The organism is Pseudomonas sp. GW821-FHT09E12, assembly GCF_059416085.1.
Genome location: NZ_JBWKOM010000003.1, coordinates 305,955 through 318,537, shown reverse-complemented (window position 1 = coordinate 318,537; position 12,583 = coordinate 305,955). Strand labels below are relative to the sequence as shown.

9 protein-coding genes are annotated in these 12,583 nt (G+C 63.7%); all 9 read left to right on the top strand.

The features are described from left to right. Positions 1 to 3: 3 nt before the first annotated feature. Positions 4 to 1,536 carry an alginate biosynthesis TPR repeat lipoprotein AlgK gene (algK, locus tag AC07PQ_RS09970; RefSeq protein ID WP_062823611.1) on the top strand — a complete coding sequence of 511 codons (1,533 nt, stop codon included), beginning with the start codon at positions 4 to 6 and terminating at the stop codon, positions 1,534 to 1,536. Further along, positions 1,533 to 3,020: an alginate export family protein gene (locus AC07PQ_RS09965; protein WP_493185430.1), complete on the top strand. Its 1,488-nt coding sequence runs from the start codon at positions 1,533 to 1,535 to the stop codon at positions 3,018 to 3,020. The genes algK and AC07PQ_RS09965 overlap by 4 nt, the downstream gene beginning before the upstream one ends. Positions 3,021 to 3,046: 26 nt before the next feature. Beyond that, positions 3,047 to 4,651, top strand: coding sequence for a mannuronan 5-epimerase AlgG (gene algG, locus AC07PQ_RS09960; protein WP_087091307.1), 1,605 nt, complete (start codon positions 3,047 to 3,049; stop codon positions 4,649 to 4,651). 11 nt (positions 4,652 to 4,662) lie between these two features. Next, the gene (locus AC07PQ_RS09955) at positions 4,663 to 6,111 is read left to right on the top strand and encodes an alginate O-acetyltransferase (protein WP_007932828.1); all 1,449 of its coding nucleotides are present in this window, start codon (positions 4,663 to 4,665) and stop codon (positions 6,109 to 6,111) included. A 7-nt stretch (positions 6,112 to 6,118) separates the two neighbouring features. Continuing rightward, complete coding sequence (locus tag AC07PQ_RS09950; protein ID WP_007932826.1) at positions 6,119 to 7,243, top strand: mannuronate-specific alginate lyase; 1,125 nt, start codon at positions 6,119 to 6,121, stop codon at positions 7,241 to 7,243. Positions 7,244 to 7,455: 212 nt separating this feature from the next. Next, the gene (locus AC07PQ_RS09945; protein ID WP_053259712.1) at positions 7,456 to 9,021 is read left to right on the top strand and encodes an MBOAT family O-acyltransferase; all 1,566 of its coding nucleotides are present in this window, start codon (positions 7,456 to 7,458) and stop codon (positions 9,019 to 9,021) included. A gap of 11 nt (positions 9,022 to 9,032) precedes the next feature. Continuing rightward, entirely contained in the window at positions 9,033 to 10,208 is a 1,176-nt protein-coding gene (locus tag AC07PQ_RS09940) for an alginate O-acetyltransferase (RefSeq protein ID WP_007930047.1), read from the top strand. A 14-nt stretch (positions 10,209 to 10,222) separates the two neighbouring features. Further along, entirely contained in the window at positions 10,223 to 10,879 is a 657-nt protein-coding gene (locus AC07PQ_RS09935) for an alginate O-acetyltransferase AlgF (RefSeq protein ID WP_493185429.1), read from the top strand. Positions 10,880 to 11,072: 193 nt separating this feature from the next. Further along, complete coding sequence (locus tag AC07PQ_RS09930; RefSeq protein WP_007930049.1) at positions 11,073 to 12,524, top strand: mannose-1-phosphate guanylyltransferase/mannose-6-phosphate isomerase; 1,452 nt, start codon at positions 11,073 to 11,075, stop codon at positions 12,522 to 12,524. The last annotated feature ends 59 nt before the right edge of the window (positions 12,525 to 12,583 follow it).

The window sequence follows — 12,583 nt, the reverse complement described above, 5'->3', positions numbered from 1 at the left end:
CCGATGACGAAAACGGCCCCTGTAGCCGCTGCCGCAGGCTGCGATCGAGTGCAACGCACTCGTGAAGGGGATGAATGCGGTCTGGCGAACACAGCGCGCCGTCCGGAACCCGTCCGCTACGCGGCCGATCGCAGCCTGCGGCAGCGGCTACAGGGTTCGGCATTGCTGTTGCCTCTGGTGACCGCCATGGCCCTGGCCGGTTGCGCCGGCCTGCCCGACCAGCGCCTGGCCAACGAAGCCCTGAAGCGCGGCGACACTGTGCTCGCGGAGCAGAACTACCGGCAGTTGGCGGACCTGGGTTACAGCGACGCCCAGGTCGGCCTGGCCGATATCCAGATGGAAACCCGCGACCCGGCAAAGATCAAGCAAGCCGAGGCGACCTACCGCGCCGCGGCCGACACCTCGCCGCGGGCCCAGGCGCGCCTGGGTCGCCTGCTGGTGGCCAAGCCCGGCTCCACCGAAGCCGAGCACCACGAAGCCGAAGGCCTGTTGAAAAAGGCCTTCGCCAATGGTGAAGGCAACACCCTGATCCCGCTGGCGATGCTCTACCTGCAATATCCGCAGAGCTTCCCCAAGGTCAACGCCCAGCAGCAGATCAGCCAATGGCGCAGCGCCGGCTACCCGGAAGCCGGCCTGGCCCAGGTGCTGCTGTACCGCACCCAGGGCACCTACGACCAGCACCTGGCCGAGGTGGAAACTATCTGCAAGGCGGCGCTGAACGTCACCGATATCTGCTACGTCGAACTGGCCACCGTGTACCAGAAACGCGGCCAGCCGGAGCAACAGGCCGAGCTGCTCAAACAGCTGCAGGCCGGCCACGCCCGCGGCGTCATCAGCGCGCAACGGGTCGACAGCGTGGCCCGGGTGCTGGGCGATGCGAGCCTGGGCAAGACCGACGAGAAAACCGCGCAGGCGCTGCTGGAGCCGATCGCTCCCGGCTACCCGGCCTCCTGGGTCACCCTGGCGCAGCTGCTCTACGACTTCCCTGAACTCGGCGACGTCGACAAGATGATGCAGTACCTGGACAACGGTCGCGCCGCCGACCAGCCCCGCGCCGAACTGCTGCTGGGCAAGCTCTACTACGAAGGCAAGATGGTCCCGGCCGACGCCAAGGTCGCCGAAGAACACTTCAAGAAGGCCCAGGGCAAGGAAGTCGCCGCCGACTACTACCTCGGCCAGATCTACCGCCGTGGCTACCTGGGCCAGGTCTATCCGCAAAAAGCCCTGGACCACCTGCTGACCGCCGCGCGCAACGGCCAGAACAGCGCCGACTTCGCCATCGCCCAGCTGTTCTCCCAGGGCAAGGGCACCAAGCCCGACCCGCTCAACGCCTATGTCTTCAGCCAGCTGGCCAAGACCCAGGACACCCCGCAAGCCAACGAGCTTGCGCAACAACTCGAAGCCCAACTGCCGCCAGGCCAACGCGCCGAGGCCCAACGCCTGCTGCAACAGGAGCAGGCCGTACGTGGCGCCTTGAGCCAGAACACGTTGGAACTGCACGCGCTGCAGGAAGAAGACGGTGAGGAATCCCTATGAAGTTGAATCCATTCGTGAAGGCCGGTATCGGCCTGAGCTTCGCCCTGATCTGGTCCTGCCCGACGCTCGCGGCCATCACCGAGAGCAAGAACTTCGGCCTGGAAGTGAAGATCACCGGCCAGTCCGAAGACGACCGTGACCTCGGCACCCTGGGCGGCGGCGACGTCAATGGCGTCGGCCTCGACCTGCGTCCCTGGGTCTACGGCGAAAGCGGCAACTGGAGCGCCTACGCCATGGGCCAGGCGGTGACCTCGACCGATATCATCGAGACCGACACCCTGCAGCAGTCCGACGGCGCCAGCACCGAAAGCAGCAACAACAGCGACCGCAAGAGCAAGAAGAACTACCTGGCGATGCGCGAGTTCTGGATCGGCTACAGCGGCCTCACCCCCTACCCGGGCGAGCAGTTGAAGTTCGGTCGCCAGCGCCTGCGCAACGACGACGGCCAATGGCGCGACACCAACATCGAAGCCCTGAACTGGACCTTCGACACCACCCTGCTGCGCGCCAACGTAGGCATCGCCGAGCGCTTCAGCGAGTACCGCACCGACCTCAAGGAGCTGGCGCCGGAAGACAAGGATCGCCTGCATGTCTATGGCGATGTGGCCTACCAGTGGACCCCGGGGCATTGGGCCGGCGTGCGCGCGCACCACAGCCACGACGACGGCAAGCTCGACTACCCGGTTCCGGGCGAAGCCACCGACTCCCTGGACAAGCGCCAGAACGGTGACCTGACCTGGCTCGGCCTGGAAGCCAACAGCGACGCCTACAACTGGCGCAACACCAACACCGTCAACTACTGGGCGAGCATCACCGGCATGAGCGGCGACCGCGACAAGGTCAACGCGCTGAACCCCGACGGCACCCGCCCGGCCCAGGCCAAGAGCGGCGAGAGCCTCGACGGCTGGGCCACCGACCTCGGCGTGCGCCTGCGCCTGGACCCGAAATGGCAGGTCGGCGCGGCCTACGCCCGCGCCAGCGGCGACTACGAACAGAACGGCCTGGAAAGCAACCGCTCGAACTACACCGGGACCCGCTCGCGGGTGCACCGTTTCGGCGAAGCCTTCCGCGGCGAAATGAACAACATGCAGACCGCCACCCTGTTCGGTTCCTGGATGCTCGCCGACGAATACGACGCCAGCCTGATCTACCACAAGTTCTGGCGCGTGGACGGCAACAAGCCGGTGGGCAGCAACGGTATCAACGCCGTGGAAAACAACTACGACGACGCCACCGGCGCCCTGCTCTCCAGCTCGTCCCTGCCGCTGCGCGATGGCGAGAAAGACCTTGGCCAGGAAGTGGACCTGGTGGTCACCAAATACTTCAAGCAAGGCCTGCTGCCGGCCGCGCTCAGCCAGTCGATCGACGAGCCTTCGGCGCTGGTGCGCTTTCGTGGCGGCGTGTTCAAGCCGGGCGATGCCTATGGCAAGAACGTCGACTCGTACATGCACCGCGCCTTTGTCGACGTGATCTGGCGCTTCTGATGCGAGCCGCCAAGGGAGTGCCTGAGATGAACAGCCCGATGAACAGCCCAGCGATCAGAGGCTCGATCAGCCTGTTGGCCGGCGCCATGCTGCTGGCCAGCAGCGCCGCCTTCGCCAACGTCGAACCGGCCCCGGCCGCTACGTCCGGCAAGCAGCCGACCGTGGCCAAGGAGCTGCAACAGGCCAAGACCTACACCGTCAGCAGCGCGCCCACCGCGCCGCTGAACCTGGCCAAGCCGGCCCTGCCCGACCTCTCCGGCTACACCGCCGAAGCGGCGGCGGCGAAGATCGTGCGCAGCAAGCCCGGCAAGATCAGCGTGCGCCGCATGATGCAGGAAGACGCGCTGAAGGACTTTATCGGCGGTGACAACAAGATGGCCGAATGGGTGGTGCGCCAGCACGGCATCCCCCAGGCGATCTTCATCGACGACGGTTACGTCAACCTCAAGGAACTGGCGAAGAAGCTGCCCAAGCAGTACATCAGCGAAACCTCGCCGGGCGTGTACCTGGCGCGGCTGCCGATCGTGGTCGGGCGCAAGGGCATCCTGGAAATCGACCAGCAGACCCAGGAACTGCGCCTGTCCCAGGAAGGCGGTTCGTTCCTGGTCAACGACGGCCAGTTGTTCGTGCGCGACACCAAGGTCACCGGCTGGCGCGAGAAGGACAACGGCCCGGCGACGTTCAACTCGCCCAAGGAATTCCGTCCGTTCCTGCTGGCCTGGGGCGGCACAGAGACCTACATCGTCAACAGCAAGATGGCCAGCTTCGGCTACGCCAACAGTAAGTCCTACGGCGTGAGTATTTCCCAGTACACGCCGAACATGGCCAAGGTGCTCAAGCGCCCCGAACCCACCGGCTGGATCATCGGCTCTGAGTTCTCGGACATGTGGTACGGCTTCTATTGCTACGAGACCCGCGACTTCGTGGTCAAGGGCAACACCTACAAGGACAACATCGTCTACGGCATCGACCCCCACGACCGTTCGCACCGGCTGATCATCGCCGACAACACCGTCTACGGGACCAAGAAGAAGCACGGGATCATCATTTCCCGGGAAGTGAACGACAGCTTCATCTTCAACAACCGCAGCTACGAGAACAAACTTTCGGGCCTGGTGATCGACCGTAACAGCGTGAACAACCTGATCGCCGACAACGAGATCTACCGCAACCACACCGACGGCATCACCCTCTACGAGAGTGCCGACAACCTGCTGTGGGGCAACAAGGTGATCAGCAACCGGCGCCACGGCATCCGCATTCGCAACAGCGTGAACATCCGCCTGTACGAGAACGTCGCCATGGCCAACGGCCTGACCGGCGTCTACGGCCACATCAAGGACCTCTCCGACACCGACCGCGACATCAAGCTCGACCCGTTCGACGCCCAGGTGTCGCTGATCGTGGTCGGCGGCGAGCTGGCCGCCAATGGCAGCGGCCCGATGTCCATCGACTCGCCGTTGAGCGTCGAGCTGTACCGCGTGTCCATGCTCGCCCCGACCAAGAGCAGCGGCATCAGCTTCTCGGGGATCCTCGGCGAGCGCCAGGACGAAATTCTTGACCTGCTGGTGCGCCAGCAGAAAGCCGTGCTGATCGACCCTGTCGAACGCCAGACCGAAATGCGCGATTGAGGATGACTGTCATGCGCCCACACCTGATAAAACTCTTGAGCCTCTCGGCATTGACCGCGGGCATTCTCGCCGCCAGTAACAGCGCTCGCGCCGACGAAACCCAGGCACCGAAGTTCACCGCCGAGCCCTGCTGCAACCTGTGCCCGGCGGCCCATGACGCGAAGAACTACACCACCCGCTACCAGCAGAACTTCACCACCCTGGTGCAAGCCCAGGGCGACTGGCTGTTCCGCACCCAGGAAGACCTGCGCACCGAATTCAACACCACGCCGGAAGGTTATCGCCGCCTGCAACAGCTGCACGACGCCTTCAAGAGCAAGGGCGTGGAGCTGGTGCTGGTGTACCAGCCGACCCGCGGCCTGGTGAACCGCAACAAGCTCAACCCGCAGGAGAAGGCCAGCTTCGACTACGACAAGGCACTGAAAAACTACCAGGGCATGCTCGGCCGTTTCGCCCAGATGGGCTACGTGGTGCCGGACCTGTCGCCGCTGACCAACGAGCAACTGCCGGAGACCCTGCCGGCCCACGACTTCTACTTCCGCGGCGACCAGCACTGGACCCCGTACGGCGCCCAGCGCACGGCGAAGATCGTGGCGCAGAAGGTCAAGCAGTTGCCGGCCTTCGCCGACATTCCCAAGCGTGAGTTCGAGACCCACAAGTCCGGGCGCATGGGCAAGACCGGCACCCTGCACAACATGGCCGGCCAGCTCTGCGGCACCAGCTACGCGATCCAGTACATGGACCAGTTCACCACCGAACCCAAGGGCGAAGCCGGCGACGGCGACCTGTTCGGCGATTCCGGCAACCCGGAGATCACCCTGGTGGGCACCAGCCACAGCGGCAAGAACTACAACTTCGCCGGCTTCCTGCAGGAAGAGATTGGCGCCGACATTCTCAACGTCGCCTTCCCCGGCGGCGGCTTCGAAGGCTCCATGCTGCAGTACCTGGGCAGCGAGGAATTCCAGACCAAGCCACCGAAGATCCTGATCTGGGAATTCTCGCCGCTGTACCGCCTGGACCAGGAAACCATCTACCGGCAGATGATGGCCCTGCTCGACAACGGCTGCGAAGGCAAGCCAGCGCAAATGAGCGCCAGCGCCACCCTCAAGCCCGGCAAGAACGAGCTGATGGTCAACAGCAAGAACATGGACCTGCGCAACAGCAGCCACCAGGTCGATATCCGCTTCGCCGACACCTCGGTGAAAACCCTGCAAGCCACCCTCTGGTACATGAACGGGCGCCACGAGGACATCAAGATCGACAAACCGGAAACATCCGACACCGACGGGCGTTTCGCCTTTGAACTGCGCACCGACGAAGACTGGGCCTCGCAGAACCTGCTGGCAGTCGAAGTCCAGGGGCCGGAAGCCGGCGCCGCGGCACAGAAAGTCGAAGCGAAAATTTGCAAACGCAACGTATTCCCGGATGCCGGTCAACGCACCGCGCAAATCGGGCAATGAGGTTCCTATGCAAAGCAAAACGCTGAAACAGTTACTGGCACCGAGCCTGTTGAGCCTGGCGATGTTCGCAGGCGCAACCCAGGCCGCGGCCCCACTGCGCCCGCCCCAGGGTTATTACGCGCCGGTGGATAAATTCAAGAGCGGCGACCACAGCGAAGGCTGCGACGCCATGCCCGCGCCTTACACCGGCTCGCTGCAATTTCGCAGCAAGTACGAAGGGTCGGACAAGGCTCGCGCGACCCTCAACGTGCAATCGGAAAAGGCCTTTCGCGACAGCACCGCCGACATCACCAAGATCGAGCGCGGCACCAGCAAGCGGGTGATGCAGTTCATGCGCGACGGCCGTCCGGAACAACTGGACTGCACCCTGAGCTGGCTGAGCGCCTGGGCCCAGGCCGATGCGTTGATGTCCAAGGACTTCAACCACACCGGCAAGTCCATGCGCAAATGGGCCCTGGGCAGCATGGCTTCGGCCTACCTGCGCCTGAAGTTCTCCGACTCCCATCCGCTGGACACTCACCAGCAGCAGGCGCAGCAGATCGAGGCCTGGTTCAGCAAGATGGCCGACCAGGTGGTCAGCGACTGGGACAACCTGCCGCTGGAGCAGACCAACAACCACTCGTACTGGGCCGCCTGGTCGGTGATGGCCACCGCCGTGGCGACCAACCGCCGCGACCTGTTCGACTGGGCGGTGAAGGAATACAAGGTCGGCGCCAATCAGGTCGACGCCAACGGCTTCCTGCCCAACGAACTCAAGCGCCAGCAACGCGCCCTGGCCTATCACAACTACGCCCTGCCGCCGCTGGCGATGATCGCCAGCTTCGCCCAGGTCAACGGCGTCGACCTGCGCCAGGAAAACAACGGCGCCCTGAAACGCCTGGGCGAGCGGGTGCTGGCCGGGGTGAAAGACCCGGACGAGTTCGAGGAAAAGAACGGTAAGGAACAGGACATGACCGACCTCAAGGTCGACTCGAAATTCGCCTGGCTCGAACCCTTCTGCAGCCTCTACACCTGCGCCCCAGATGTACTGGAACGCAAGCACAAGATGCAACCGTTCAAGACCTTCCGCCTGGGTGGCGACCTGACCAAGGTCTACGACCCCTCGCATGAGAAGGGCAACAAAGGCTCGTAAGCGACACCTGTAGCCGCTGCCGAGGCACGAGGCTGCGACAAGGCTCGAAGAGCCTTCCGAGGTCCTCAAGAGCACGACCGCTTCGCGGCCGATCGCAGCCTCGTACCTCGGCAGCGGCTACGGACGAATGCAATACGCCGCCCCCGGTTTTTCACGGGGGGGTTTGGGGGGGCTCTGGCCCTTTACTGTTGGTCAAACATGGAGAGATCGGGATGGTTTTCTCATCCAATGTGTTCCTGTTCCTGTTCTTGCCGATCTTTCTCGGCTTGTACTACCTGAGCGGGCAACGCTATCGCAACCTGCTGCTGCTGATCGCCAGCTACGTGTTCTATGCCTGGTGGCGGGTGGACTTCCTGGCGCTGTTCGCCGGCGTCACCCTGTGGAACTACTGGATCGGCCTGAAAGTCGGCGCCGCCGGTGTACGCACCAAGCCGGCCCAGCGCTGGCTGCTGCTCGGCGTGGCGGTCGACCTGTGCATCCTCGGCTACTTCAAGTACGCCAACTTCGGCGTGGACAGCATCAACGCGATCATGACCTCGTTCGGTCTTGAGCCGTTCATCCTGACCCACGTGCTGTTGCCGATCGGTATCTCGTTCTACATCTTCGAGTCCATCAGCTACATCATCGACGTCTACCGCGGCGACACCCCGGCGACCCGCAACCTGATCGACTTCGCGGCGTTCGTGGCGATCTTCCCGCACCTGATCGCCGGCCCCGTGCTGCGTTTTCGCGACCTGGCCGACCAGTTCAACAACCGCACCCACACCCTGGACAAGTTCTCCGAAGGCTGCACGCGCTTCATGCAGGGCTTCATCAAGAAAGTGTTCATCGCCGACACCCTGGCGGTGGTCGCCGACCATTGCTTCGCCCTGCAGAACCCGACCACGGGCGACGCCTGGCTGGGCGCCCTGGCCTACACCGCGCAGCTGTACTTCGACTTCTCCGGCTACAGCGACATGGCCATCGGCCTGGGCTTGATGATGGGTTTTCGCTTCATGGAAAACTTCAAGCAGCCCTACATCAGCCAGTCGATCACCGAGTTCTGGCGGCGCTGGCACATCAGCCTGTCCACCTGGCTGCGCGACTACCTGTACATCACCCTGGGCGGCAACCGCAAAGGCACGCTGATGACCTATCGCAACCTGTTCCTGACCATGCTGCTCGGTGGCCTGTGGCACGGCGCGAACATCACCTACGTGGTCTGGGGCGCCTGGCACGGCATGTGGCTGGCGATCGAGAAGATGCTCGGCATCAACACTTCGCCACGCAGCCTGAACCCGATCCGCTGGGCGCTGACCTTCCTGCTGGTGGTAATGGGCTGGGTGATCTTCCGCGCCGAGAACCTGCACGTCGCCGGTCGCATGTACGGCGCCATGTTCAGCTTCGGCGACTGGTCGCTGTCGGAACTCAACCGCGCCAGCCTCACCGGCCTGCAAGTGGCAACCCTGGTCGTGGCCTACGCCACCCTGGCGTTCTTCGGCCTGCGTGACCTGTATCGCAACCCGACGCCGGTCAAGAGCAAACCCGAAATCAACACCGAGGCCGACGGCCCGGCCACCGCCCAGCCGGGGCTGATCAAGGCCGTACCGGGGGACAAGCCGGACAGCATCCACCAGCCGGGCTACACCGTGGGCGTCGAAGCCCAGGTCCAGCCGGCCTACTGGGTCGCCGACTGGCCGCGTTACGTGATGCGCGCCCTGGTGCTGCTGCTGTTCATCGCTTCGATTCTCAAACTCTCGGCGCAAAGCTTCTCGCCGTTCCTTTACTTCCAGTTCTGAGGGATCTGACCATGACCCGCTCATTACGCGTCTTCTATATCGCCCTGTTCCTGGTGACCCTGATGGTCCTGGGCCTGTGGTCGGTGCGCAGCTTCTTCGGCTTCAGCACCAACAACGACGCCACCGTGCTCAACGGTCGCTGGGCCAAGGCCGTGGAAACCCACTACGACGACGAGTTCCCGATCAAGCGCCTGGGCACCAACCTGTGGGCGGCCCTGGACTTCAAGCTGTTCAACGAAGGTCGTCCGGGCGTGGTGCTCGGCCGCGACCAGTGGCTGTACAGCGATGAAGAGTTCCACCCGATCGTCAACGAAGAACTCAACCTGCAAGGCAACTACGCGCTGGTCGAAGGCGTGCGCCAGGCCCTGAAAGAGAAAGGCGTGAAACTGGTGATGGCGATCGTGCCGGCCAAGGTGCGCCTGTACCCGGAACACCTGGGCGACGTCCAGCCGGCCAGCATCCACGCCAACCTCTACCAGGACTTCCACGCCCGGGTGGCGGCCGACAAGATCCTCGCCCCCGACCTGCTGGGCCCGTTGCAACAGGCCAAGCAGAACGGCCAGCAAGTGTTCCTGCGCACCGACACCCACTGGACCCCGGCCGGCGCCGAAGTCGCCGCCAACCAGTTGGCCAAGGCGATCGCCGACAAGGCGCCGCTGATGGGCCAGCCGCAACGCTTCGTCACCGAAGCCGAGCAGACCGTGGTGCACAAGGGCGACCTGCGCCTGTTCCTGCCCCTGGACCCGCTGTTCGAGAACCTGATGCCGGCCAAGGAGCCGCTGCAGAAACGCGTGACCCGTGCCGCCGACGATCAGCCGGCCGCCGACGACGCACTGTTCGCCGACAACGAGGTGCCGGTGGCCCTGGTGGGCACCAGCTACAGCGCCAACCCGAACTGGAACTTCGTCGGCGCGCTCAAGCAGGCCCTGCACAGCGACGTGGTCAGCTACGCCGAGGACGGCCACGGCCCGGTGTTGCCGATGCTCAGTTACCTGAAAAGCGATGCCTTCAAGAACAGCCCGCCCCAGGTGCTGATCTGGGAGTTCCCCGAACGATATCTGCCGGTCAATAACGAAATCGGCGACGCCGACCCGCAGTGGGTCGCAGAGCTCAAACAAGCCGGCGCCCGCCAACAGAACGTAGCTGCACTCAACAAATCCGAGACGCCCGATCGGGCGCAAAACTGAAAGAGAGGTACACCATGACTTTCACTCCAACTCCTCGTCGTCTCGCCAAGTCTCTTGCACTGGTAGCCGGTGTGAGCCTGCTGTCGATGCAGGCCTTCGCCGGTGGCGACGCCGCGCTGTACGGCCCGACCGCGCCCAAAGGCTCGTCCTTCGTGCGTATCTACAACGCCAGCAACCAGGAAGTCAGCGCCACCGTCGGCAGCACCAGCCTCAGCGACGTCGCGCCGCTGGCCAGCAGTGACTTCAGCTTCATGCCCGGCGGCGACTACACCGCCAAGGTCGGCAGCCAGAACGTGCCGGTGAAACTCGCCGCCGACCACTATTACACCCTGGTCAACAACGCCAGCGGCCAGCCACAACTGATCGAAGAACCGCCGTTCAAGAACAAGCAGAAGTCCCTGGTCCGGGTGCAGAACCTGAGCGACAAGGCCCTGACCCTGAAGACCGCCGACGGCAAGACCGACGTGGTCCAGTCGGTGGCCGCCAAGGGCCGTGGCGAACGTGAAATCAACCCGGTGAAAGTCAGCTTCGCGCTGTACGAGGGCGAGAAAAAAGTCAGCGACCTCAAGCCGGTCGCCCTGGAGCGCGGCGAAGCCGCGGTGCTCTACGTCACCGGCAACGGCAGCAGCCTGTCGCCAGTCTGGGTCAAGCGCCCGGTCTCGACGCGCTGATATGAATTTTCCGGATTGACGCTCCCCTGTAGGAGCCAGGCTCGCCGGCGATGAGGCCCTTGAGAACGCCATCGCCGGCAAGCCTGGCTCCTACGGAGAATCGATTGACCAATCCGGACAGGAACAAAAACAAGAGAGTGAAACGACAGAACGCAGTAGCTCTAACCCAAACGGTATTTGAAGGAGTAACAACATGATTCCGGTGATCTTGTCAGGTGGTAGTGGCTCACGTCTTTGGCCGCTTTCGCGTAAGCAATTCCCTAAACAGTTCCTCGCCCTGACCGGCGAACACACCCTGTTCCAGCAAACCCTCGAGCGCCTGGTGTTCGAAGGCATGGACACACCGATCGTGGTCTGCAACAAGGACCACCGCTTCATCGTCAACGAGCAGCTGGCGGCGCGCAAACTCGAAGCGCAGCGCATCCTGATGGAGCCGTTCGGCCGCAACACCGCGCCGGCCGTGGCCCTGACCGCGATGATGCTGGTCAACGAAGGTCGCGACGAGCTGATGCTGGTGCTGCCGGCCGACCATGTGCTGGAAGACCAGAAAGCCCTGCAACGCGCCCTGGCCCTGGCCACCGTGGCCGCCGAGCGTGGCGAGATGGTGCTGTTCGGCGTGCCGGCGACCAAGCCGGAAACCGGTTATGGCTACATCAAGTCGACCAACGATGCGCTGCTGCCGGAAGGCGTGAGCCGCGTCTCGCACTTCGTCGAGAAACCCGACGTCAAGCGCGCCGCCGAGTTCGTCGAGGCCGGCGGCTACTTCTGGAACAGCGGCATGTTCCTGTTCCGCGCCAGCCGCTTCCTCGAAGAGCTGAAAAAGCACGACCCGGACATCTACGACACCTGCCTGCTGACCCTGGAACGCAGTGCCCAGGACGCCGACACCGTGGACGTCGACCCGGCCACCTTCGCCTGCTGCCCGGACAACTCCATCGACTACGCGGTGATGGAAAAGACCCAGCGCGCCTGCGTAGTGCCGCTGAGCGCCGGCTGGAGCGACGTGGGTTGCTGGTCGTCGCTGTGGGACGTGCATGAAAAGGACGTCAACGGCAACGTCAGCAAGGGCGACGTGGTGATCCAGGACAGCCGCAACTGCATGATCCACGGCAACGGCAAGCTGGTGTCGGTGATCGGCCTGGAAAACATCGTGGTCGTGGAAACCAAGGACGCCATGATGATCGCCCACAAGGACAAGGTCCAAGGCGTCAAACAGATGGTCAACACCCTCAACGAACAGGGCCGCAGCGAAACCCAGAACCACTGCGAGGTCTACCGTCCGTGGGGCTCCTACGACTCGGTGGACATGGGCGGGCGCTTCCAGGTCAAGCACATCTCGGTCAAGCCGGGCGCGTGCCTGTCCCTGCAGATGCACCACCACCGCGCCGAACACTGGATCGTGGTCAGCGGCACCGCCGAAGTCACCTGCGACGAGAACGTGTTCCTGCTCACCGAAAACCAGTCCACCTACATCCCGATCGCCTCGGTGCACCGCCTGCGCAACCCGGGCAAGATCCCGCTGGAGATCATCGAAGTGCAATCGGGCAGCTACCTGGGCGAAGACGACATCGAACGCTTCGAAGACATCTACGGCCGCTCCACCCCGGTGGAACGCGGTATCTCGGTGAAAACCATCGCCCAGTAATCAGCCAGAACAAGAAGCCCCCGTCCAGCCGACTGCGTCCCCTATCCGCAGCCGGTTGG